This window comes from Arthrobacter sp. NPDC089319, assembly GCF_040684925.1.
Taxonomy (GTDB): domain Bacteria; phylum Actinomycetota; class Actinomycetes; order Actinomycetales; family Micrococcaceae; genus Crystallibacter.
Genome location: NZ_JBFBGZ010000005.1, coordinates 76,744 through 98,690 on the forward strand (window position 1 = coordinate 76,744; position 21,947 = coordinate 98,690).

The following is a 21,947-nucleotide window of genomic DNA, read 5'->3' on the forward strand; positions in this document are numbered from 1 at the left end:
CGCAGAGCGGCGTGGGAGCCGTCAGCGTTTGACGGCCAGCAGCAGCCCGTCGCCGGTCGGCAGGATAGTGGACACCAGCTGGTCGTTCTCGCGGATAGCCTTGCCGACCTTGCGCAGCGTGGTGGTGGAGTCCTCGCGGATGGCCGGATCCGAGACCCGGTCATGATCCAGCGCGTCGTTGACAATCAGCATGCCGCCGCGCTTGAGCAGCCGGACCGCTTGCTCCACGTATAGCGGGTAAGAGGGCTTGTCTGCATCGACGAAGACCAAGTCATAGGCGTTGTCCGTCAGCCGCGGCAGCACGTCCGCCGCGCGGCCGGAGATGGTGCGGGTGCGGTTGCCGGGGATCCCGGCATCGACGAAGGCCTGGCGCGCCGCCCGCAGGTGGTCGACATCTGCGTCAATGGTGGTGAGCACCGCGGCCTGGGGCAGCCCGCGCAGCAAGCAGACTCCGGAGACGCCGGCGCCGGAACCGATTTCCACCACGGTTTGCGCCTTGGTGCCGGCGGCGAGTACGGTCAGGGCCGCACCGACGCCGGGTCCCACCGCGGCTACTCCCAGCTCATAGGAACGTTCCCGGGCGCGCAGCAAGACGTCATCCTCGGCGGGAAGCCCCTCCGTGTAGGACCAACTCGTCTGCTTGTCGGCGCTCATGGATCATCGCTTTCTCTTCAGGTTCTTCAGGGGAAAACGGCCAAGGGCCGCAGTGCCAAGCCTACTGCCAGAAATAGCCGCATTTCCGCGCGTGCGGCGGGAACCGAGGCCATGGTCGGCAAAAGGAGCGCAACGCCGCCGAGGTTGGCGGGGTTCGCAAAGCTTGTTTACAGAATTCTCCCAGTTTTCTGGGCCAAGATGGTTACCCGGGACGCCGTTAGCCAGACCGGCAACTCGCGCGCCGCATTCCCGGACTTGAGGGACGGTGGCGAGCCGTGGAAGGGGCACTACGATGACGAAGCTTCAGGGCGCCGCGCAGGACGCAGCGGCCAGCCAGGAACAGTGGGTTGCCCCGACCTGGGAAGAAGTGGTCCGCAACCACTCGGCAAAGGTTTACCGACTGGCGTTCCGGCTGACGGGAAACCGTTACGACGCCGAAGACCTTACCCAGGAAGTGTTTGTCCGGGTCTTCCGGTCGCTGGATAATTTCAAGCCCGGCACACTCGACGGCTGGCTCCACCGGATCACCACCAACCTCTTTCTGGATCAGGCCCGGCGTAAGAGCAGGATCCGCTTCGACGGACTCAGTGAGGACGCCGAGGCCCGGCTGCCCGGCAAGGACCCGGGGCCCGAGCGCAGCTTCGAATTCAACAACCTGGACATCGATGTCCAGGCCGCACTGGAGGAGCTGCCGCCGGACTTCCGCGCCGCAGTGGTGCTCTGCGACCTGGAAGGGTTGTCTTACGAGGAGGTCTCCGCAGCCTTGGACGTCAAGCTGGGAACTGTCCGCTCGCGCATCCACCGCGGCAGGACCATGCTCCGTGAAAAGCTCGCGCACCGGGATCCGGGCGGCAAGCGTCCGCGCCTGAAACTGCCCCGGATCGTCGGAGCCCACTGATCGCTGCAATGCTCCACCCGGACAAAGAGCTGGCGGAGTACTTGGACGGTGAACTTTCGGATGATCGCCGGCCTGCCCTCGAACGCCATCTAAAACGCTGCAAGCGCTGCCGCCGCAGCGTGGACGAGTACCGCTACATCCAGGAGCGGCTGCGTTCCCTGGACGTGCCGCCCCCTGGCGAGGACCTGACCGCCCGCATTATGCGCTGCAGCCAGTCCGATGGTGCGACGGCTGAGGTCAAACCCACCGGCACGGGGGCCCGGGGGAACAAACCCGCCGAGACCGGATCGTTGATCGAGTGGTCCGGCGCGCCAGGGGACCGGCCCGATCCGGCCGTTCCCGATGCCGAAGTCGGGCAAGCCACGGCCGGATCCCCGGCGGACGACCCGGCTCCGGCAGGCAAACGGTCCGCGCGTGTGGTGGTGGTTGTCGGCGGTGTCATGGCCGGCTGCGCCGCCGTGGCGTTGTCCGCAGCCTACGTTCTGGGCGGCGAGGCACAGACCGCAACTTCGGGCTCGGGCTCCGGGCTAACCTGGGCGCAGGTTTCCGCGAATGCGGCCGTGGTGCGGCCGGTTGCCTTGGACAGCTCGGGCCTGGATGCACTGCGCCGCAGCGGTTGGACTTGCCCGCTGTTGCTGGGACTTGGCTACCGCTTGCAAAGCGCGGAACAGCTGCTCGTGGGCGGCCAACCGGCCGTCAGGCTCGACCTGAGTGACGACAACCACCGGGTTGTCATCACCGAACAGCGGCGGACCGGCGCCAGCGGGGCGGGAGCGGAATCCGCACACCCCACGCCGCCGCTGAACGCCGCGACGGGTCATCCCGTGACCATGGATGGCTTCCAGGAAGTCGCCGGACTGGATCGCGCAGTCTGGGTGCGCGGCGGCGACGAGTGGACGGTGGTCCTCGACTCCGAGGATGTGACCTATACCTTGCGGTCCGACCTTCCGATGGCTGAGATGCCGGATACCGTCAGCCAGGTCGTCCTGATGGAGAACTCGAGTCTGGAGCTGCCGCCTCCGGCCCCGTCCGACGACCCGCTCAGCCGCATTATCCGCGGGCTGGGGATGATGGTCAGCCCGCCATCTTCGGATTGACCCGCAGCCGGGACGGGCGGAAAGTCACAGGACCACACGCAGGGCCGGCATACAGCGCCAAAGTGGCTGACCGGCACAACGAACGGGTAATCTTCAATCGTGTTTGGAATCAACGGCTCAGAACTGATCATCCTGGCAATCCTTGCCGTGGTGATCCTCGGTCCTGAGCGGTTGCCCGAATATGCCGCCCAGCTGGCCCGGTTCGTCAAGCAACTGAAAACGATGGCCGCCGGCGCCAAGGAACAGCTGCGCGAAGAAGTCGGCGACGACATTGTGGATATGGACTGGCGGAAGCTGGATCCGCGGCAATACGACCCCCGCCGGATCATCAAGGAAGCCTTGTTGGACGACGACGATGCGCCGCGTCCGGCGCCGGCGGCACCCGCGGTGGCCGCGGCGGCAGCAGCGGCGGCCGGCACCGCAGTGTCCACCGGCTCACGGGCGCCGGGACGTCCGGCATCCAAGCCGGCAGTACAGCTGGCTGCGGGCGAGCCCGCCCCGTTCGATTCCGAGGCGACCTGAGCTAGGCAGCGCAGCACCCGCCGTCGTTCGGCAGGGGCCTCAGCGGGGCGTGACGCCCAGCGGGCGTCCGGCCAGCCCTCGCGGGCGCGCAGCCAATTCCGCGGCTATCCTCCGCAGCTCGTCCGCGGCGGCTCCGGCGTCGGGTTTGGCGTCCCCGTCCAGCACGATCGGTCGTCCCGCATCGCCGCCGGCACGCAGCGCCGGTTCCAGCGGGATGCTTCCCAATAACGGTACCGGCGCCTCCAGCACCGTGGAGAGCCGCTCGGCGACCGCATTGCCGCCGCCCGAACCGAAGACCTCCATCTTCGATCCGTCCGGCAGGAGCAGCCAGGACATGTTCTCGATGACTCCCGCCACCTGCTGCCCGGTCTGTGCGGCAATGGCGCCGGCGCGCTCGGCCACCTCGGCTGCGGCGGTCTGCGGGGTGGTCACCACCAGGATTTGCGACGCCGGCAGCAGCTGGGCCACCGAGATGGCCACGTCCCCGGTGCCCGGCGGCAGGTCCAGGAACAGCACATCCAGGTCGCCGAAGTAGACGTCGGTCAGGAACTGCTCCAAGGCCCGGTGCAGCATCGGTCCGCGCCAGGCGACCGGCTTGTTATCCGCGACGAACATGCCGATGGAAATAACCTTCACCCCGAACGCCACTGGCGGCAGGATCATCTCGTCCACCTGGGTCGGGGCCTGCGTGATGCCCAGCAGCCCGGGAACGGAGAACCCGTAAACGTCGGCGTCGACGATGCCCACCCGGAGACCCTGGGCGGCCATGGCGCAGGCGAGGTTGACGGTCACGCTGGATTTGCCCACGCCGCCCTTGCCGCTGGCCACGGCGTAGACGCGGGTGAGCGAGGAAGGATCGGCGAACGGGTTGCCGCGTTCGGAGCCGCGCAGCTGTTCCTTCAGCTCGGCCCGCTGCTGCGGCGTCATCACGTCCAGCTGCACCTGCACCCCGGATACTCCGGGAACGGATGCCAGCGCCTGTTCGACGTCGGCGGTGATGGTGCCGCGCAGCGGGCAGCCGGCGATGGTGAGCAGCACACCCACGGTGACCAGTCCGGCGTCGTCAATCCGGACGTCTTTGAGCATGCCCAGTTCCGCGATGGGCCGGCGAAGCTCCGGGTCAATCACCGTTCCCAGCGCGCGCCTCACGGCCGCCGGGTCCGGTAGGGACGTGTATGGATCAGTCATGAATCAGTACTCCTGGGCGCCGTTCTGGGTCTGCGGCAGCCTGGGCAGAGCGGCGGTGGCGTCAGAGGGCCTGCGCCGGCCGCGGCGGCGTTGTTCGTCCCCGGACTCGTCCTCCAGCAGTTCCTCCAACACCGAGCGGAGCTCGCTGCGGACAAAGTCACGGGTGGCCACTTCGCGGATGGCGATCCGCAGCGCGGCCAGCTCGCGGGTCAGATACTCGGTGTCGGCCAGATTGCGTTCGGCGCGCTGGCGGTCCTGCTGCAGCGAGACTTTGTCGCGGTCGTCCTGCCGGTTCTGCGCCAGCAGCAGCAGGGGAGCAGCATAGGAGGCCTGCAGCGAGAGCATCAGGGTCAGCGCGGTGAAACCCAGTGCCGCGCTGTCGAACTTCAGTGAGTCGGGACCGAAGGTGTTCCAAGCGAGCCAGAGGACACAGAAGACGGACATCCACATCAGGAACTGCGGGGTGCCCATGAAGCGGGCGAAGTTCTCGGTGGCATGGCCGAAGGCATCCGGGTTGGGCCGCAGCCGGGTCAGCAGGCGGGTACGCGTCTCGCGCGGGGTGTCGAGTCCGGCGACTTTGATTTTGCGGTCAGTCTTTTCAGCCAACGCGTCCGCCTCCAATCACGGGGGAGTCGTCCTGTGCCCGCCAATCGTCGGGCAGCAGATGGTCAAGCACATCGTCAACGGTCACGGCGCCAACCAGCCGGCCGGCCCTGTTGACCACAGCCAGTGCGTTCAGGTTGTAGGTGGCCAGGGTGCGGGCCACGTCGCTGACGTCGGTCTGGTCCAGCACGGGTTCCAAATCCGAGTCCACAATGTTGCCCAGCGCCTCCGGCGGGGGATAGCGCAGCAGTTGCTGGATATGGACCACGCCCAGGTACTTTCCGGTGGGTGTCTCCAGCGGCGGGCGGCAGACAAAAATGGCCGATGCCAGCGCCGGCGTGAGTTCTTCGCGGCGCACGTGGGCCAAGGCTTCGGCCACGGTGGCTTCCGGCGGCAGGATCACCGGCACGGGCGTCATCATGGAACCGGCCGTGTTTTCCTCGTACTCCAGCAGCCGCCTGACATCCTTTGCTTCCTCCGGCTCCATCAGCTGCAGCAGCTCTTCCTTCTGCTCCTCGGGCAGCTCGGCGAGCAGGTCCGCGGCATCGTCCGGGTCCATTTCTTCCAGCACGACGGCGGCGCGCTCCGCATCCAGCGACGTCAGGATCTGCACCTGGTCGTCATCCGGCAACTCCTGCAGGACATCCGCCAGCCGGTCGTCCTGCAGCTCGCTGGCGACTTCCAGCCGGCGCTTCTGCGTCATTTCGTGCAGCGCCTCGGCGAAGTCGGCGGGCTTGAGGTCCTCATGGCTGGCCACGAAAGTGGCGGCGGCCTGCGGTTCGTGGCGGGCGCCTTGGAAGGCCTCCTGCCAGTCAACGATCAGCGTTTCGTTGCGGCGCAGGCTGCGCAAGGGCGAGCTCGAATACCCGCGTCGGACGAAGAGCTGGGACACATACCAGTCGCCGTCGCGGGACTGCTCCATGCCGATGTCCAGGATGGTGGCATCGCCGCTGCCGTCGGCCAGTGTGACCCGACGGTCGAACATTTCGGCGACCACCAGGGTCTCGGCGCCGCGCTGTTCGAACCGGCGCAGGTTGACCAGCCCGGTGCAGATGATCTGCCCGGCGTTGATGGAGGTGACCCGGGTCATCGGGACGAACACCCGCTTCTTGCCCGGGACCTCCACGACCAGACCGACGACCAGCGGCGGCTTGGCCGGGCCGTAGTCCAGGACGACGGCGTCGCGCAGCCGGCCCAGACGGTCGCCAAGCGGGTCGAAGACATCCAGGCCCAGGAGCCGGGCGACGAAGACGCGGTTGGTTTTTGTGCTCACCCCTTTAGGCTACGTGCTGGGCCCCGAAATCCGGGATCCGGCAGGCAACTGGGTGTCGGACTGCGGGTCGCCTCCGCCGCTGTAACCGAGGCCAAAACCGGGTATCGCGTTCACCTGAAGCGATACGCAGACCATCTGCCGGGTATATCAGGGACAATGAGGGTATGTCGATGCTTGGCCGCACAGATTCCCGGGACCTCAACCGTGCTCTTCCACAGGGCGAGCTGATCGGTAACTACCGGTCCTACCTGGATGCCCAAAAAGTGGTGGACTACCTGGCGGACCAGGAGTTTCCCGTCCAGCACGTGACCATCGTCGGCAATGACCTCAAGACCGTCGAGCGCGTCACCGGCAGGCTCAGCTACCCCCGCGTCGCCCTCTCCGGGGCCGCAACCGGCGCCTGGTTCGGCCTGTTCGTCGGGCTGCTGCTGATGCTGTTCGGCGGCGGCGAAACCTACGTGCTGCTGATCTCGTCGATGGCCATGGGTGCGGCCTTCTGGATGCTGTTCGGCATCATTTCCTACGCACTGCAGCGCGGCAAGCGGGACTTCACCTCCACCAATCAGGTGATCGCCACCAGCTACGACGTGGTTGTTTCCACTGAGGTGGCGCAGGAAGCCCGCCGCCTGGCCGCGCAGTTGCCGATGGCCGGGACCGCCCATGCGGGAGCGCCGGTCAATCAGGCGCCGGTGCCCTTTGGCCAGCAACCTCCGGCCGGTTATGGCCAGCAGCCGCCCTTTGGCCAGCAGCCGCAGCCGCCGGAGCGGCCCGCCCAATGGGGCGACGACCCGTATCAGGGCAATGCCCCGGTCCAGCAGCCCCAGCCCGGGCCGGGCGGGCAGGAAGCGCAGCCCGGCCAGCCGGTGCGCGGACGCTACCCGGACCTGCCGGACGGCCGCCCGCAGTATGGAATTCGCGTGAATCCCGAACCCCAGGCCGCCGCCCCGACGTATCAGCAGACCGGATCCGGACAGCAGGCGGAGCCGACGCAGCATGCGGGCCCAGCTGGGTCCGAGGCAAGCAGCCAAACGGCCGGCACGCCCCCGACCGACGGCAGCGCGGAAGGTCCGGAACGGAACGACGGTTCCTCCGAGGGTAACGGCCGCTCCGGTACGTAGCTTCCCAAAGCGCAACAGCACCGAAACGCGCAAGGGGTCCGCCGTCATGTACGGCGGACCCCTTGCGCGTTGTCTGGGTTTGGCCGCTGCCGGCCGTCCCGTTTACTCGGATGTGCCGTAGATACCGGCCATCCAGGACTCTACGTCCTCGGGCTTGCGCGGCAGGGCCGCCGACAGGCTGACCGGACCGTCTGCGGTCATCAGGATGTCATCCTCGATCCGGACCCCGATGCCGCGGTATTCGGCCGGCACTGCCAGGTCTTCGTTCTTGAAGTACAGCCCGGGCTCGATCGTGAATACCATGCCGGGCGTGAGCACACCGTCCAGGTACAGGTCACGCTTCGCCTGGGCACAGTCGTGGACGTCGAGGCCCAGATGGTGGCTGGTGCCGTGCGGCATCCAGCGCCGGTGGTGCTGGCCTTCGGGGGAGAGGGCCTCCTCCAGCGGGACGGGCAGCAGGCCCCATTCAGCCAGCCGCTCGGCGAGGACGGTGACCGCGGCGGTGTGGATGTCACGGAACTTCACGCCCGGCTGGGCGGCGGCGAAACCGGCATCGGCAGCGTCGAGGACCGCCTGGTAGACCTTGCGCTGGATGTCGGTGAAGGTGCCGTTGACCGGCAGCGTGCGCGTCACATCGGCGGTGTAGAGCGAGTCGGCCTCCACGCCGGCATCGAGCAGCAGCAGGTCGCCGGCCTTCACCTGTCCGTTGTTGCGGATCCAATGCAGGATGGTCGCGTTGTTTCCGCTGGCGGCGATGGTGTCATAGCCCAGATCGTTGCCTTCTTCGCGAGCCCTGGCGAAAAAGGCGCCCTCCACCACGCGCTCGCCGCGTTCATGCGTCAGCGCACGCGGCAGCACCTTGACCACCTCGTGGAAGCCATTGACCGTGGCCGCCACTGCCTTCTTCATCTCCTCGACTTCCCACTCGTCCTTGAGCAGGCGCAGCTCGGACAGAGCTTCGGCGAGTGTGCCGTCGAGCTGGTCGGACTCTTCCAGATCCACTCCGGTGTTGATCCGGGAGGTGTCCACCAGGGCGTCCACGTTCAGGTCGACTTCGCGCAGCAAGCGGATGCGCATGCCGCCCACATGGACCACTCCGGCATCCTTGGTGATCGCAACTTCCAGCTCTCCCAGATCAGCCGTGGGCAGCCCCAGCCGCCGGTTCAGCTCTTCCAAGGTGGGCCGGGGCCCGATCCAAAATTCGCCGTAGCGGGCGTTTGCGTAGAACTCGGCGGAATCGCGGCCGGACATCGGGCGGAAGTACAGTGTGGCACGGTGGTGGCCGCCGTCGTCGCCCGCTCCTGCCTCGGTGGGCTCCATGACCAGCACCGCGTCGGGTTCATGGTCCAGGCCCAGACCGGTGAGGTGCGCGAAGCCCGAGTGCGGGCGGAAGCGGTAGTCGGTGTCGTTGGAACGGACCTTCAGAGGGCCGGCCGGAATGACGAGGCGCTCGCCTTGGAACTGGTCGGACAGGGCCCGGCGGCGGCGCGCTGCGTAGGGCGCCACGACTGACGGCTCAGCGGCGGACGAGTCGGCCGGAGCCCAGTGGCTGCCCATGAATTCCTTGAAGGCATCGGATTCGGGGCGCTGGGAGCGGTTGTTGACGCGGTCTTCCAGCGGCTGCTCTCCGGCAGGCGGCTGCGAGGCGTTTTCGGTCTGGTTAGTACTCACCGGTCCATCGTCTCACCGGCCCAAGATGCTGCCAACATCCGGCGTCCGCGGAGGTCCTGGCGTAAATTGGTCCTGTGATGATCGACCTGCACGCGCATTCCACTGTTTCCGACGGCACTGAGCCGCCGGCCGACGTGATGTGGGCCGCTGCGGCCGCCGGGCTCGACGTGGTGGCGCTGACGGACCACGACAGCACGGCCGGCTGGGAAGCGGCACAAAGCGCCGCGATCGCGGCAGGCATTGGCTTTGTGCCGGGCATGGAAGTCACCTGCCGGACAGTGGACGGCATCAGCGTGCACGTCTTGTCCTACTTGCATGATCCAACCCATCCCGGCCTGCTCGCTGAAATCGGCAAGGCGCGTGAAGCCCGCATGACCCGCGCCGAACGGATGGTGGAGCTGCTCGCCGAAGACTTTCCGATCACGTGGTCCGAGGTCGCCAACCATTTCGGTCACGGCACCACGATCGGCAGGCCGCACATCGCCGACGCGTTGGTGGCCGCCGGCGTCGTGTCCGACCGCAGCGAGGCGTTCGCGCAGATCCTGACCGCGCATTCGCGCTATTACGTGCCGCACTACGCCCCGGATCCTGCCACCGCCGTCACTTTGGTTCGGGAGGCCGGAGGAGTGCCGGTCTTTGCGCATCCGGTGGCCAGCAGCCGCGGCCGGATTGTCGGCGATGTGGTCTTTGCGGAGATGATTGACGCAGGCCTGGCCGGCGTGGAGATCGACCACCGGGACAACCCGGAAGCGGGCCGGCAGAAGCTGCGCCGTATCGCCGCCCGGCATGATCTGCTGATCACCGGATCCAGTGATTACCACGGTGCCGGCAAGCCCAACCGGTTGGGCGAAAACACCACCGATGAGACCATGCTGGACCGTATCCTATCGATGGGCAGCGGCACTAAGGCATACCTTCCGGGACGCCTCGCCCGCTGAGTCGGTTACGAGTTTGTTATCACCTTTTTCCAGCCCGGGCGCCGAAAAATGTTACAGTCATCCTGCACCTGACGCTGGCTTAGGCCAGGTTTCCGATGTCTTGGATCCGGAAATCGCCTGACGCCGGCGTCCATGTCCCGCGGTTGGCTGACGAACAGCAACCGCCTGCGTAGAGGACGGCGCGGATGCGATGCGCCGTCATTTTTATGCCGCACAAGCGGTTGGTTTTGGGGTCCGGGTCAGTTCCGGGCGGGACTGCGCGCTTCGAATCCTCCACCGGATTCCTTGGTCCGATGCACTTTGGCCGGACCACACGGTAATCGAGCCTGACTGCTCGGCGCGCACTTGGTCTGGTTGGCATCCGGTGGGCCGGCCATGAACGAGAGGAACGGAATGACGCAGCCTAATGCGGATTTCTATCAACTCAGCGGCTGGACCGTGATCCTGCTGCTCGTGCTGTTCTATGGCGGCACACTCCTGATGTCTGCCCTCATCGGGAAGAAGAAGGAGAACGCCGACGGCTACATGACCGCCGGCAACAAGCTGGGCTTCGGCATCTCGGCCGCCAGCATGACGGCGACCTGGATCTGGGCGTCGTCGATGTATGCCTCGGCAACATCCGGCTACACCTACGGTATTTCCGGGCCGATCCACTACGGCCTTTGGGGTGCGTTGATGATCCTGTTCATCTACCCCTTCGGCCGGCGGATCCGCGCGGTGGCACCGAAGGCACACACGCTGGCGGAAGTGATGTACGTCCGGCACGGCCGTTCCAGCCAGCTGATGCTGGCCGGCTCCAACATTGTCGGCAGCCTGATCAGCCTGACCTCCAACTTCATCGCCGGTGGCGCGCTGGTGGCGCTGCTCTCCCCGTTCAGCTTCGGCCAGGGCGTCATCGCCGTGGCAGCCGGCGTGCTGCTCTACACCCTGTGGTCTGGTTTCCGCGCCTCGGTGCTGACCGACTTCGCCCAGGTGCTCGCCATGCTGGGCGCCGTCGTCGTGATCATTCCTGCGGTGTTCTTTGCGGCCGGGGGACCGGGGATGTTTGAAGCGGGGGCGCAGAACCTGACCCCTGAGCAGTCCAACTTCTTCTCCAGCGAGGCCTTCCTGAACCAGGGCGCCCCGTACATCGCGGCGGTCCTGGCCTATGCCATTGGCAACCAGACCATCGCGCAGCGGCTCTTCGCGGTGCGCGAGGACCTGATCAAGAAGACGTTCGTCACGGCCACCGTGGGCTACGGGGCCACGGTGATCGGGGTGGGCATGCTCGGCGTGATGGCCCTCTATCTGGGCCTGGCTCCCGCCGGCGGCGACCTGAACAACCTGATCCCGCAGATGGCTTCCACCTACCTCCATCCAATCCTGCTGGGCGTCTTCCTGATCATGATCATCGGGGCGCTGTCCTCGACGGCCGATTCGGACCTCTCCGCGCTGTCGTCGATCATGATGGCCGACGTTTACGGCCAGACCGTGGGCAAGGCCAAGGCCAACGCCAAGACCATGCTCCTGGTGGGCCGCGTGACCATGATCGTGGCAACTGCCGCCGCGTTGTACTTCGCCAGCGGGCAGATGAGCATCTTGGACCTGTTGGTCTTTGTGGGAGCCCTGTGGGGCGCGCTCGTCTTCCCGGTGATCGCCAGCTTCTACTGGGAGAAGGTCACCAACAAGGCCTTCACCGTGTCCGTGCTGGCGGCGCTGGCCGTCTTCCTGCCGGTGCGCTTCGGCTGGCTGCCGATGAACGGTGCGGTCGGCATCGCGATCGACGTCATTTCCGTCATCGGCATCGGCGTGGTGCTGGGCCTGATGGCCTTTGGCTTCTTCGGCCTCAAGTGGGCCAAGATCATTGCTGTCGCCGGCGCCATCATCTCCGCCCCGTTCGCGCTCGGCAACCTGCACGAGTACACCGTGCTCAGCGGTTCGCTGGTCGCCTACGCAGTCAGCACCGTGGTCTGCTACCTGATGTCTGCACGCAGCACCATGAACTTCGACTTCGACACCATCAAGGCGCGGATCGGCGACTTCGACCCCAGCGAGCCGGCATCTTCCAGCACCGAAACTGAAGCTGCGGGCCACACCGCGGCCCTGAAGTAAGGAGACTTATATGGAGACTCTGCTCCTGACGGTTTACGTCCTCATCTGGCCGGTCATCGTGGCCGGCACCCTGTACGTGATTTCCCGCGGCTTCTTCAAGGAATGGGCCGAGTCCCGCCGCGAGGGCCGCAGCATCATCTAGCTCCCTCGGCGGAACCCTTGACCGAACGACGGCGGGGCCCGGTACCAGTTCTTGCAACTGGTGCCGGGCCCCGCTGTTGTTGAGGGCTGACTAGGTGTCCTGTCCGGCGCCGGCAGGCTGCCGGGAAGGACGTCAGGTGGCTGGCAGCGCTGCTGCCTCGCCGGCTCCGACGACGGCTGCCTCGCCGGCATCGATGACCGTGGCATGGCTGCCCAGCCGCTTGCGCATGACGTCGATGGCCTGCGGGTTCTGGTCCACGCAGACGAACCGCCGGTCCAGCCGGGCCGCCACCGCGCCGAGGGTCCCTGAGCCGGCGAAGAAGTCCAAGACCCAGTCGCCGGGCCGGCTGCTGGCGGCCACCATCCGGCGCAGCAGGCCTTCCGGCTTCTGCGTCGGGTACCCGGTCTTCTCCCGGCCGGTGGGGGAGACGATGGTGTGCCACCAGACATCGGTGGGCAGTTTGCCGCGTGCGGCCTTCTCCGCCGTCACCAGGCCCGGTGCCATGTAGGGCTCGCGGTCCACTTCGGTGTTGTCGAAATGGTAAGCCTTGGGGTTCTTCACGTAGACAAGGATGTTGTCGTGCTTGGCCGGCCAGCGATTGCGCGCACGGGCGCCGTAGTCGTAAGCCCAAATGATCTCGTTCAGGAAGCTCTCACGGCCGAACAAGATGTCCAGCAGCACCTTGGCATAGTGCACCTCGCGGTAGTCCAGGTGCAGGTACAGCGTGCCGTCGTCGGCCAGCAGCCGCCAGGCTTCGGACAACCGCGGTTCCAGGAAAGACCAGTAGTCGTCGAAGGCGTCGTCATAGCTGGCGAGCGTGCCTTTGACCGTCTGGTAGGACCTTCCCTTGAAGCCGATCCGGTCACCTTCGCCGTCGGCGCTGCGGACCATCGAGGTCTGCTGCCGGCGCTGGACCCGCCCGGTGTTAAAGGGCGGGTCCAGATAGACCATGGTGAAAGCGCCGTCGGGCAGCGTGGGCAGGAAGTCGGCGTTGTCCGCCTCAACTACCAGCGAGCTGCCGTCCTGCGTCCACCGGGCGTCGGCCACTATTCCCCGCTGGCGCCGTCGGTGCCCTGCTGGGCCGCCTCATTGACGACCTCGCCGTTGCGGCGGCGGGTACGCGAGCGCTTCCGACGCGGCTTCTCGGCGGAGGCGCCGGCCGGGCTCTCGGCCGGGGCTTCCTCGCCGCTGCGGCGCTGGCGGCGGTTGCCCGAGTCGGACCGGCCCTGCGGGCCGCCCTGGTGGGCACCGGCGCGGCGTGATCCGCTGCGTCCGCCGTCCTGCCGCTGGCCGCCGGAACGCGCCGGGCGCTTTCCGGTCTCACCGAGGTCCTCGAGCTTTTCGGCGTCGATACCGGCGAGCTTGCGCTGGCTGCGCGGCAGCCTGCCCTTGGTGCCCTCGGGGATGTTCAGGTCCGAGTACAGATGCGGCGACGAGGAGTAGGTCTCCTGCGGTTCCGGAACGTCCAGGCCCAGGGCCTTGTTGATCAGGCCCCAGCGGGGCACATCGTCCCAGTCCACAAACGTGACGGCGGTGCCCTTGTTGCCGGCGCGGCCGGTGCGGCCCACCCGGTGCAAGTAGGTCTTCTCGTCCTCGGGGCACTGGTAGTTGATGACGTGCGTGACGTCCTCCACGTCGATGCCGCGGGCGGCAACATCGGTGGCGACCAAGACGTCCACCTTGTTGTTGCGGAAGGCGCGCAGAGCCTGTTCGCGGGCGCCCTGGCCAAGGTCACCGTGGATGGCGCCGGCGGCGAACCCGCGGTCCACCAGTTCCTCGGACAGCTTGGCGGCGGTGCGCTTGGTCTTGGTGAAGATGATGGTCCGGCCGCGGCCTTCGGCCTGCAGGATGCGGGCCACGACCTCGGACTTGTCCAAGTTGTGCGCGCGGTAGACAACCTGGCGGATGTCCTTCTTGGTGATGCCTTCGTCGTCCGGATCGGCGGCACGGATGTGCGTCGGCTGGGTCATGTAGCGCCGGGCCATGGCGATGACGGGCCCCGGCATGGTGGCGGAGAAGAGCATGGTCTGGCGAACGGCCGGCGTCGCGGCCAACAGGGTTTCGACGTCCGGCAGGAAGCCCAGGTCCAACATTTCGTCGGCCTCGTCCAGCACCACAATGCGGACGTTCTTCAGGCTCAGATGCTTCTGCCGGTGCAGGTCGATCAGCCGGCCCGGGGTGCCGACCACAACCTCCACGCCCTTCTGCAGCATCTCGATCTGCGGCTCATAAGCGCGGCCGCCGTAGATGACGGCGACGCGCGCATTGCGCTGCTTGGACGCTGTGGTGAGGTCATTGCTGACCTGGACCGCCAGTTCGCGCGTCGGCACGATGATCAGGGCCTGCGGTGCCCCGGGTACCGGAAGCTTGTCGAAGCCGTCGTCATCCGGCCCCACGACCCGCTGCAGCGCCGGGATGCCGAAGCCCAGGGTCTTGCCGGTGCCGGTCTTGGCCTGGCCGATGATGTCGTGGCCGCCCAGGGCTACCGGCAGGGTCATCGCCTGGATCGGGAAGGGGTGGGTGATGCCGGCGTCGAAAAGCGAACGCACAATGTCCGCCCGGACATTGAAATCGGCGAAGGTCTGTTTGGGCAGCTCGTGCGGGCGTTCGTCCGAGGCCAGCGAGGCCTCAACGGCGAGTTCTTCGGCGCTGTTGTCGGCGTGGATGAGCTGTTCGCCGCCCACTTGGATGTTGTCAGTGTTCAATTACATACCGTTCATTCAGGCGCCGACGCCGCCGGTGCTCAACGGTCCTGCCACAGATGATGGCGGCAGCGGAACAAAGCGGAAGCGTGGCGCAACCAGTGGAAGCCGATCGCGGGCTAACAACTGCTTTCCTCGCCGGCCAAAATGGCAACCAAGGAGGTTAAAGATCGCGTAGGGGCTGATCTGTTGATGGATTCAATTCACTCAATCAACGACCGGGCATCCAGTACTACACGATTAAGTCTACCGGTGCCGGGCAAACCGGGCCTTTCGGCGCACCGAAGGGACGCTATCCCTCGGCCAATTCGAAGCGAAGGCGCCGTTCTTCAATGTCCGCCACGGACAACCGAACGCGCACGGTGGCCCCCGCCTCCAGAACCCCCGAGCACCGTGCGGTGACCGGCGGATCGCTCAGCTGCACCACGCCGTACGGCTCCTGGCCGCCATTGCCCTGCCCGTTGCCGTTTCCGTTTCCGTTGCCTTTGCCCCGGCCCGCCACCAGGACTCTCCCGTTTCCGTTGCCGCTGCGGTTGCCTGGGTTTCCGTTGGCGCCGCCTTTTGAATGGCCGTTTCCGTTTCCGTTGCCCGGGTTGCGGGTGCCGGTAATGACCACGGCGTCGAACTCTTCGCCCACCCGGTGGCTGAGCAGCGCGGTTTCCACCGCATCCAGCGCGGCGCGGTCCACCCGCCCGGCCAGCTGGTCGGAGGCCGCCATCAGCTTGGGCAATTCGTCCAGCGCGTCCCGTGCCCATTGCGGCACCGGGTCCCCGGCGCACAGGGCATGGCAGATCACCAGCACAAAGCGGTCCACCAGCCGGCGCAACGGAGCGGTGGTGTGTGCGTAGGGTGCGGCTATGGCTGCCTGGAGCTGTTCGGCGGGCAATTCGCCGTCGAACGGCGTGTAGCCAGCGCCGCGGAACAGCGTGGTGGCCGCATGCATCAGGGCCAGCTGCCGAGGATCGGTGGTGTCAAGGCTGCGAAGGTAGTCACCGTAGGCCACGTCCTGGGGCCACGGAAAGCCGAGGGCTTCGGTCTGCCGGCGGTACTGGGCTTCGGCCTCGGCATCCGGGCCCGGCATCGTGCGGAGGATGCCGATCCGGCCCTCCAACATGATCCGTGCCGCGGCCATCCCGGTCATCAGCGAGATCTGCGCGTTCCAATCCTCCACCGGCAGCGGGGGCTTGGTGACAATAAAGTAGTGCCGTCCGTCGTGGGCGATCTCCTGGTCCGGAACATTGAGGCTGGCGCCGCCTCGTTCGCGTTCCAGTTGCACGCGCTTGAGGCCCACTTCCTTCAGCAGCAGCAGCGTGGGGGCCGCGTCGCCCGAATTGATGTCCTGCTGCACCTGCTCATAGTTCAGCTTGGCCCGGGAACGCACTCGTGCGCGCTCCACGCTGGCCGCGGTGACGCGGGCACCGGCGTCGAGCTCGAAGCGCCACACATAGGCCGACCGCACCTGGTCCGCCAGTAACGATCCGGCCTCTTCGCCGATGACGTCCGGATGCAGCGGGATCCGCCCGTCCGGGGCGTAAATGGTCTGGCCCCGCCGCCGCGTTTCGGCATCAAGTTCCCCACCGGCCGCCACGAAGGACGGAACGTCGGCGATCGCGTACCAGACCGTATAGCCGCCGTCGCGGGTTTCGATGTACATCGCCTGGTCCAGGTCGGTAGAGGACGGCGGGTCGATGGTGACGAACTCCAGCGACGTCAGATCCGTCTCCGGCAGTCGATGGGCGGCAACGGCGGCCTCCGCTTCGGCCAGTGCGCGCGCGTCGAAGTCCTGCGGCAGGTCGAACTCTGTCCGCAGGTCATTCAGCACCCGGGCCAGCAGGTGCTGGGACTCATTGACCTTCGAATCCAAATGCGGGGACGGCACAGGGTTAGCCTAACGTCAGCCGCGTCGAATTGGGACGCTACCCTTGAATTCATGAGCACCGAGAGCACCGTGCCCGCGGCGGCCGGAGAGGACTCCGACCGCCGCCGGCAGTTCCTGATCGATCTGTACGGCGTCATGGCCTATGGCGAACTGTCCGCCTTCGAGCGGTTTTCCTCCGACGCGCGTTTTTCGCCCACGTTGCACGATCGCGCTGCCGTGGGGCGGCTGGCCGTGACCGAGTTTGAACATTTCGAGGCGGTGGCCGCCCAGCTCGAGCAACTCGGTGTTGATGTGGAGACGGCGATGGCTCCGTTCCAGCCCTCCATCGATGCGTTCCATGACCGGACCCGGCCGGCCGACTGGTATGAATCCCTGATGAAGGCCTATGTCACCGACGGCGTTCTGGGCGACTTCTACCTGCACATCGCCGGAGCGCTCGACAGTGAGACGCAGAAGCTGGTGGCCAGGATCAAGGAAAACACCGAACAGATTTCCATGATCGCGGCCCGGCTCAAGCAGGTGCTGGCCGACGATCCGCGGCTGTCCTCGCGACTGGCGTTGTGGGGGCGCCGGCTGGTCGGCGAAGCGCTGACCCAGGCCCAGCGGATCGGAATTGAGCGGGCCGTCCTGAGCGAGCTGATGCGTGGACAGGACCCGGACCGGCAGGCGCAGGCCACCGGAGAGCTGTTTGCCCAGCTCACCCAGAACCACTCCCGGCGGATGAACGATCTGGGCCTGACGGCGTGAGCGCGACCCTTTAAAGCTGGTGGGATCGCCGGTAGGCTGACGGTGGCCGCCTTCGAGTGCGCTCGCCGGCTTTTCGCCGCGGAGCCCGGCGGCCGGATCTGGCCCTGCAACAGACCGGGAGGACATCGTGGGACGTGCCAAGGATGTACTGAGCAGCGAAGAGATTGACCGGCAGCTCATCGGGCTGCCGCAGTGGCGCTATTCGGGCGGGGCGCTGGTCAGCGTGTTCACGCTGGACAACGGGCGCGAGGCGCTGAATTTCATCGCCTCCGTCGGCGACCTGGCCGAGGAGCAACAGCACCACCCGGACTTGGACTGGCGGTACAACAAGGTTTTCCTGCGGTTCACCTCGCACGACGCCGATGCCGAAGTTACCACCCGCGACGTATCCGCGGCGGCATCGGTCAGCGTGCTGGCGGGGAAGCTCTCCGCGGACGCGGACCCGGACGCTTACCCGGGGTAGCCGGGCTCAGCCCAACAGGGCGGTCAGGCGCTCGGTGTCCCGCTGCACGCGGCGGCGCCCAGTCAACCAGGCGCCAACCCACGCAGCGGGAATGGATACCGCCATCGGCAGCAGCCATGACAGGTAATGCACGCCCGGCTCCGACGCCAGCCCTGCGGCCATCAGGACGAGCCAGAGCAGCACCGCCGCCGCCACCGCTATGCCCGGCAGCAGCAGCACGCCATAGGCGTTCCGGCGGGAGTCCACAGCCCACGCCGTGAATCCGACGGCGGCGGCCACCAGCAGCAGCAGGACCAGCGGGACCATGACGCCTAGAGTGCGCCGAAACCGACGGGGCGGGGGCCTTCGGCGCCGATTTCAATGTAAGCCAGCACGTTGGACGGGATGATGACCAGACGGCCCTTGGAATCGGTCAGGCGCAGTTCGGCGCCGCCGTTCATGGCCCGGCTGGCAATCTCGGCCACCTCGTCCGGCGACTGCGCCGAATCGAGCACGATTTCACGGCCGACGTTCTGCATGCCGATCTTCACTTCCACGCTGATGCCTCCTGCTTGAATGCTGTGTGGGTAGGTTCCCTACTGGCGAATCTATCCTAGGGTTCCTTCGGGAAGCGTGAAATTCCGCGCCAAGCTAAACGGTAGATCAGTTCGCTGGCGGCATCTTGGTCCAGATCGCCGCCGGCACGCAGCCAGTGCCGCGCACTGATCTGCGCCATGCCGGCCAGGGCACGGCCCAGCAGCGTGGCCTCCACCTCGGACAGCTTGGTGTCCTCGGCGATGACTTCGGCGATGGCGCTGGCCAGCCTCGCGTTGAAATCCTCCAGCCGGGAGCTGACATCCGGATCGTTGTTCAGATCGGATTCGAAGACAAGTCGGTGTGCCTGGCTGTCCTGCGCGATGAACTGGTAGTAGGCCCGGATGGTGGCGTGCACCCGCAGCTTGTTGTCCGTGGTCGAATTCAGTGCGGCCATCAACATGGCGTTCAGCGATTCCAAATGGTGATCCAGCAGCGCCAGGTACAGCTCCCGTTTGCCCGGGAAGTGCTGGTAGAGCACCGGTTTGCTCACGTGTGCGGCGTCCGCGATCTCGTCCATCGCCGCGGCGTGGTAACCGTTGGCCACGAACACCTCGTGCGCCGCCTGCAGCAACTGGCGCCGCCGTTCCTCCCGGGGCAGTCGGGTGGGCCGGGCAGCGGGGCGGGGTTCTGTTGTCACGGCGGTACACGGCCTCTTCCGGCGCTCGGTGGGTAAACCAGCGCCACAATGCAGTAGGTGTCAGTCCCGACCAGTTTACGCACCAGTAACCGTCCAGCGGCGTAGATTGGAACAATGACCACCCAGGAAACCGGGCAGCTGCCGCCGCTGGTGGAACCGGCCGCGGCGCTCAGCAAGGACGAGACCGAACGCTACTCGCGGCATCTGATCATTCCGGAAGTAGGCATGATTGGCCAGCTGCGGCTGAAAAACGCCAAAGTCCTGGTGATCGGCGCCGGCGGCCTGGGCTCGCCGGCCATGCTGTATCTGGCGGCAGCGGGCGTGGGCCGCATTGGAATTGTGGACGACGACGACGTGGAGGTCAGCAACCTGCAGCGCCAGGTGATCCACGGCGTGGCCGATCTGGGGCGCAGCAAGGCGGCCTCGGCCAGGGACAGCATTCTGGCGCTGAACCCCGGTGTGGACGTAGTGCTGCACGAGTTCCGGCTGGACTCGGGCAACGCGCTGGAGATCTTCGCCGGTTACGACGTGATCTTGGATGGGACCGACAACTTTGCCACCAGGTATCTGGTCAACGATGCCGCCGCGCTGCTGGGCAAACCCTACGTGTGGGGGTCCATCCTCAGATTCGACGGACAGGTCAGTGTCTTCTGGGACGCCTACGGTCCGAACTACCGCGATCTCTACCCGGAGGCGCCGCCGCCCGGGTCGGTGCCGTCGTGCGCCGAGGGCGGCGTGCTGGGCGTGCTGTGCGCGCAGATCGGCTCCGTCATGGTGAACGAAGCGATCAAGCTGATCACTGGGATCGGCCGGACGCTGCTGGGACGCGTGCTGATCTTCAATGCCCTCCAGATGAGCTGGCGCGAACTCAAGGTGCGTAAGGATCCGGATGCCGAACCGATCACCCGGTTGGTCGACTACGAGGCCTTTTGCGGGGTGGCGCCGGCGCGTGAGGTGGACGGCGGCCACGCCGTGGACGCGCGCACCCTCTCCCGCATGCTGGCCGACCGTGATGCGGGCAAGCGGGATTTCCAGCTGATTGACGTCCGGGAGCCCGGTGAATACGAGGTGGTCAACATTCCCGGGGCGGTGATCATCCCGAAGGGCCGGATCCTGTCCGGCGAGGCACTCGACGACCTGCCGCGGGAGCAGGAGTTGGTGTTCCACTGCAAATCGGGGGGCCGCTCATCCGAGGTGCTGGAAAACTTGCTGGCGCAGGGCTATACCCGGGTGTCCCATCTGGACGGAGGAATCCTGGCCTGGGTCAGGGACGTGGAGCCGGCCAAGCCGGTGTACTGAGGCCGCGCCTGCCGATGTGGGGCCAGACCGCTGCCCGGAGGCAGCGAATCAGGCGGTGGCTGCGTCGTCGTGCACCACTGCCACCGGACAGGAGGCGGCATCCGCCGCTGCCGGCAGCGCCGGTTCCTCCACCGTGATGCCGTAGAGCGCTTCCAACGCGGCAATGTAGCGGTCCTGCTCGCCGCTGGCGGCAAGCTCGCGCGCCCGCACGGTGGGCAGGTGCAGCAGTTGCTTGACCATGCGGCGCATGGCGAATTCGACTTCCTGGGCCGGGCCGGTGCAGCCGTGCTGGGAGCGGACCTTTTCCAGCTCGCTTTCCAGCACCTGCATGGTGTGTTTGCGCAGCGCCACGATGGCCGAGTCCACGCTGCGTGCCTGCTGGCTGGCCTCGAAGCTGCGGGCCGCGGTGGCGACGATTTCCGCCGCCTGCTGGACCGATTCCGCCTGTTCCTCGGGAGCTGCCATGCGCACGGATTCCAGCGTGATCAGTTCCACGCCGTCCAAGCCACCAACGGCAGGGTCGAAGTCGTGGCTCAGCGCCAGGTCAATGATGGTCAGCGGCTTGTCCACGCCGGTGCGTACGCGGGCCACGCGGTCGGCGCTGACCTGGTTGTCGCCGCCGCTGCAGCCGATGACCACGTCGGCGGCGGCGATGGCCGGGCCCAACGCGGCATGCGTCAACGGCGCGCCGCCGCGGGTCTCGGTGAAGGTTTCGGCGCGTCCGGACGAGGAGTAGACGCTGATCCGGCTGCAGCCGCGCTCACGCAACAGCGCCATGGTGGCCCCGGCGTACGCGCCGGTTCCGAAGAGCACCACCTGCTTGCCGGACCAGTCCTTGTCTGTTGCCAGATCAGTGGCCAAGTCGAGGGCGACGGAAACGATCGAGAGCCCGCGGCCGCCGAGGGCGGTCTGCGTGCCGACGTCCTTGGCTGTGCGGGACGCGGTCTGGAACAAGCGGACCAGTCCGCCGCTGGCCGTGCCCTTCTCTTGGGCTTCGATCAGCGCCCGGCGCACTTGGCCGGCCACCTCGCGTTCGCCGACAACGGCCGAATCGAGGCCGGCCCCGACGGCGAACAAGTGGCGGGCAACGTCCTCGCCGGTATTCAGGTCGAAGGAGTCGGCCACCAGGGATTCGTCAAGACCCGAGCTGCGGCTGATCTGTTCGATCAGGGCGGCGCGGGCGGATTCCAGATCGGATTCGCTCTCGGCCTCGCAGTACACTTCCACCCGGTTGCAGGTGGCCAGGACAACGGTGCCGGCGACCGGGGAGCCGTCCGCGAGCACGTCTGTATCGATCCGGGAGGTGCCGGCGCTCAGGCGGGCCACCGTTTCCAGATCGACCTTGGAATGGGTTGCAACGAGTGAAAGTAAGACCACAGCGCCTCTATCTTAGCGGGAAGGAAGCCTCAGCTCATTCAAGCTTCCCCCATTAACCCTGCGTTAACCTGC

The 21,947-nt window shown here is 66.7% G+C and carries 22 protein-coding genes; 10 read left to right on the top strand and 12 right to left on the bottom strand.

Translation table 11 applies throughout. The features are described from left to right. Positions 1-21: 21 nt before the first annotated feature. Positions 22-654 carry an O-methyltransferase gene (locus tag AB0N75_RS08850; protein ID WP_364648138.1) on the bottom strand — a complete coding sequence of 211 codons (633 nt, stop codon included), beginning with the start codon at positions 652-654 and terminating at the stop codon, positions 22-24. Positions 655-946: 292 nt separating this feature from the next. Here AB0N75_RS08850 and sigE point away from each other — a divergent pair, with 292 nt between their 5' ends. The 3 genes from sigE to AB0N75_RS08865 all read left to right on the top strand — a co-directional run bounded on the left by sigE (position 947) and on the right by AB0N75_RS08865 (position 3,171). Beyond that, complete coding sequence (gene sigE / locus AB0N75_RS08855; protein ID WP_364648141.1) at positions 947-1,552, top strand: RNA polymerase sigma factor SigE; 606 nt, start codon at positions 947-949, stop codon at positions 1,550-1,552. Positions 1,553-1,560: 8 nt separating this feature from the next. Beyond that, positions 1,561-2,649: an anti-sigma factor gene (locus AB0N75_RS08860; RefSeq protein WP_364648143.1), complete on the top strand. Its 1,089-nt coding sequence runs from the start codon at positions 1,561-1,563 to the stop codon at positions 2,647-2,649. Positions 2,650-2,748: 99 nt separating this feature from the next. Then, positions 2,749-3,171 (top strand): Sec-independent protein translocase TatB, encoded by a 423-nt coding sequence (locus AB0N75_RS08865; protein ID WP_364648145.1) that lies wholly within the window; start codon positions 2,749-2,751, stop codon positions 3,169-3,171. Between the two features lie 39 nt (positions 3,172-3,210). Here the strand turns inward: AB0N75_RS08865 and AB0N75_RS08870 are convergent, their stop codons facing one another. From AB0N75_RS08870 to AB0N75_RS08880, 3 genes are read right to left on the bottom strand one after another with little or no spacing between them, the layout of a single operon-like run. Next, a complete protein-coding gene (locus tag AB0N75_RS08870) occupies positions 3,211-4,359 on the bottom strand; it encodes an Mrp/NBP35 family ATP-binding protein (RefSeq protein WP_364648147.1) in 1,149 nt (382 codons plus the stop codon). A gap of 3 nt (positions 4,360-4,362) precedes the next feature. Beyond that, on the bottom strand, positions 4,363-4,965 hold the full coding sequence (locus AB0N75_RS08875) for a DUF1003 domain-containing protein (protein WP_364648149.1): 603 nt from the start codon (positions 4,963-4,965) through the stop codon (positions 4,363-4,365). Further along, on the bottom strand, positions 4,958-6,235 hold the full coding sequence (locus AB0N75_RS08880; RefSeq protein ID WP_364648152.1) for a CBS domain-containing protein: 1,278 nt from the start codon (positions 6,233-6,235) through the stop codon (positions 4,958-4,960). Before AB0N75_RS08880 ends, AB0N75_RS08875 begins: the two co-directional genes overlap by 8 nt. Positions 6,236-6,399: 164 nt before the next feature. Here AB0N75_RS08880 and AB0N75_RS08885 point away from each other — a divergent pair, with 164 nt between their 5' ends. Further along, positions 6,400-7,353, top strand: a complete 954-nt coding sequence (locus AB0N75_RS08885; protein ID WP_364648155.1) for a general stress protein — start codon at positions 6,400-6,402, stop codon at positions 7,351-7,353. A 102-nt stretch (positions 7,354-7,455) separates the two neighbouring features. Here the strand turns inward: AB0N75_RS08885 and AB0N75_RS08890 are convergent, their stop codons facing one another. Continuing rightward, positions 7,456-8,910, bottom strand: coding sequence for an aminopeptidase P family protein (locus AB0N75_RS08890; RefSeq protein ID WP_364648765.1), 1,455 nt, complete (start codon positions 8,908-8,910; stop codon positions 7,456-7,458). A gap of 188 nt (positions 8,911-9,098) precedes the next feature. Between AB0N75_RS08890 and AB0N75_RS08895 the strand changes: the two genes are divergently transcribed. The 3 genes from AB0N75_RS08895 to AB0N75_RS08905 all read left to right on the top strand — a co-directional run bounded on the left by AB0N75_RS08895 (position 9,099) and on the right by AB0N75_RS08905 (position 12,195). Beyond that, positions 9,099-9,962 carry a PHP domain-containing protein gene (locus AB0N75_RS08895; RefSeq protein ID WP_364648158.1) on the top strand — a complete coding sequence of 288 codons (864 nt, stop codon included), beginning with the start codon at positions 9,099-9,101 and terminating at the stop codon, positions 9,960-9,962. Positions 9,963-10,355: 393 nt separating this feature from the next. Then, positions 10,356-12,053 (top strand): sodium:solute symporter family protein, encoded by a 1,698-nt coding sequence (locus tag AB0N75_RS08900; protein ID WP_364648161.1) that lies wholly within the window; start codon positions 10,356-10,358, stop codon positions 12,051-12,053. A gap of 10 nt (positions 12,054-12,063) precedes the next feature. Then, positions 12,064-12,195, top strand: coding sequence for a putative transporter small subunit (locus tag AB0N75_RS08905; RefSeq protein ID WP_240691681.1), 132 nt, complete (start codon positions 12,064-12,066; stop codon positions 12,193-12,195). A 132-nt stretch (positions 12,196-12,327) separates the two neighbouring features. Here the strand turns inward: AB0N75_RS08905 and AB0N75_RS08910 are convergent, their stop codons facing one another. The 3 genes from AB0N75_RS08910 to AB0N75_RS08920 all read right to left on the bottom strand — a co-directional run bounded on the left by AB0N75_RS08910 (position 12,328) and on the right by AB0N75_RS08920 (position 16,776). Beyond that, positions 12,328-13,242: a DNA methyltransferase gene (locus AB0N75_RS08910; protein WP_364648165.1), complete on the bottom strand. Its 915-nt coding sequence runs from the start codon at positions 13,240-13,242 to the stop codon at positions 12,328-12,330. Continuing rightward, positions 13,242-14,879: a DEAD/DEAH box helicase gene (locus AB0N75_RS08915; protein WP_364648768.1), complete on the bottom strand. Its 1,638-nt coding sequence runs from the start codon at positions 14,877-14,879 to the stop codon at positions 13,242-13,244. Before AB0N75_RS08915 ends, AB0N75_RS08910 begins: the two co-directional genes overlap by 1 nt. Before the next feature lie 310 nt (positions 14,880-15,189). Next, entirely contained in the window at positions 15,190-16,776 is a 1,587-nt protein-coding gene (locus AB0N75_RS08920) for an RNB domain-containing ribonuclease (protein WP_364648168.1), read from the bottom strand. A 51-nt stretch (positions 16,777-16,827) separates the two neighbouring features. On the opposite strand from AB0N75_RS08920, the gene AB0N75_RS08925 reads away from it, so the two are divergent. Further along, a complete protein-coding gene (locus AB0N75_RS08925) occupies positions 16,828-17,523 on the top strand; it encodes a ferritin-like fold-containing protein (protein WP_127511297.1) in 696 nt (231 codons plus the stop codon). A 127-nt stretch (positions 17,524-17,650) separates the two neighbouring features. Continuing rightward, on the top strand, positions 17,651-17,986 hold the full coding sequence (locus tag AB0N75_RS08930) for a 4a-hydroxytetrahydrobiopterin dehydratase (RefSeq protein WP_364648172.1): 336 nt from the start codon (positions 17,651-17,653) through the stop codon (positions 17,984-17,986). A 6-nt stretch (positions 17,987-17,992) separates the two neighbouring features. On the opposite strand, the gene AB0N75_RS08935 is transcribed toward AB0N75_RS08930, so the two are convergent. From AB0N75_RS08935 to AB0N75_RS08945, 3 genes are read right to left on the bottom strand one after another with little or no spacing between them, the layout of a single operon-like run. Further along, positions 17,993-18,292 carry a hypothetical protein gene (locus tag AB0N75_RS08935; protein ID WP_364648175.1) on the bottom strand — a complete coding sequence of 100 codons (300 nt, stop codon included), beginning with the start codon at positions 18,290-18,292 and terminating at the stop codon, positions 17,993-17,995. A gap of 5 nt (positions 18,293-18,297) precedes the next feature. Beyond that, positions 18,298-18,522, bottom strand: coding sequence for a DUF3107 family protein (locus AB0N75_RS08940; RefSeq protein ID WP_353915497.1), 225 nt, complete (start codon positions 18,520-18,522; stop codon positions 18,298-18,300). A gap of 56 nt (positions 18,523-18,578) precedes the next feature. Continuing rightward, positions 18,579-19,199 (bottom strand): TetR/AcrR family transcriptional regulator, encoded by a 621-nt coding sequence (locus AB0N75_RS08945; protein WP_364648178.1) that lies wholly within the window; start codon positions 19,197-19,199, stop codon positions 18,579-18,581. Positions 19,200-19,313: 114 nt separating this feature from the next. On the opposite strand from AB0N75_RS08945, the gene moeB reads away from it, so the two are divergent. Then, positions 19,314-20,498: a molybdopterin-synthase adenylyltransferase MoeB gene (gene moeB / locus AB0N75_RS08950; RefSeq protein WP_364648181.1), complete on the top strand. Its 1,185-nt coding sequence runs from the start codon at positions 19,314-19,316 to the stop codon at positions 20,496-20,498. A 48-nt stretch (positions 20,499-20,546) separates the two neighbouring features. Here the strand turns inward: moeB and AB0N75_RS08955 are convergent, their stop codons facing one another. After that, positions 20,547-21,875, bottom strand: coding sequence for a glutamyl-tRNA reductase (locus AB0N75_RS08955; RefSeq protein WP_364648183.1), 1,329 nt, complete (start codon positions 21,873-21,875; stop codon positions 20,547-20,549). Positions 21,876-21,947: the final 72 nt, after the last annotated feature.

What these genes read in the sequence shown, in the direction of transcription:
- AB0N75_RS08850 (WP_364648138.1), bottom strand. Translation starts at nt 654, where the DNA reads ATGAGCGCCGACAAGCAGACGAGTTGGTCCTACACGGAGGGGCTTCCC.
- sigE (WP_364648141.1), top strand. Translation starts at nt 947, where the DNA reads ATGACGAAGCTTCAGGGCGCCGCGCAGGACGCAGCGGCCAGCCAGGAA.
- AB0N75_RS08860 (WP_364648143.1), top strand. Translation starts at nt 1,561, where the DNA reads ATGCTCCACCCGGACAAAGAGCTGGCGGAGTACTTGGACGGTGAACTT.
- AB0N75_RS08870 (WP_364648147.1), bottom strand. Translation starts at nt 4,359, where the DNA reads ATGACTGATCCATACACGTCCCTACCGGACCCGGCGGCCGTGAGGCGC.
- AB0N75_RS08885 (WP_364648155.1), top strand. Translation starts at nt 6,400, where the DNA reads ATGTCGATGCTTGGCCGCACAGATTCCCGGGACCTCAACCGTGCTCTT.
- AB0N75_RS08890 (WP_364648765.1), bottom strand. Translation starts at nt 8,910, where the DNA reads ATGGGCAGCCACTGGGCTCCGGCCGACTCGTCCGCCGCTGAGCCGTCA.
- AB0N75_RS08900 (WP_364648161.1), top strand. Translation starts at nt 10,356, where the DNA reads ATGACGCAGCCTAATGCGGATTTCTATCAACTCAGCGGCTGGACCGTG.
- AB0N75_RS08905 (WP_240691681.1), top strand. Translation starts at nt 12,064, where the DNA reads ATGGAGACTCTGCTCCTGACGGTTTACGTCCTCATCTGGCCGGTCATC.
- AB0N75_RS08925 (WP_127511297.1), top strand. Translation starts at nt 16,828, where the DNA reads ATGAGCACCGAGAGCACCGTGCCCGCGGCGGCCGGAGAGGACTCCGAC.
- AB0N75_RS08935 (WP_364648175.1), bottom strand. Translation starts at nt 18,292, where the DNA reads ATGGTCCCGCTGGTCCTGCTGCTGCTGGTGGCCGCCGCCGTCGGATTC.
- moeB (WP_364648181.1), top strand. Translation starts at nt 19,314, where the DNA reads ATGACCACCCAGGAAACCGGGCAGCTGCCGCCGCTGGTGGAACCGGCC.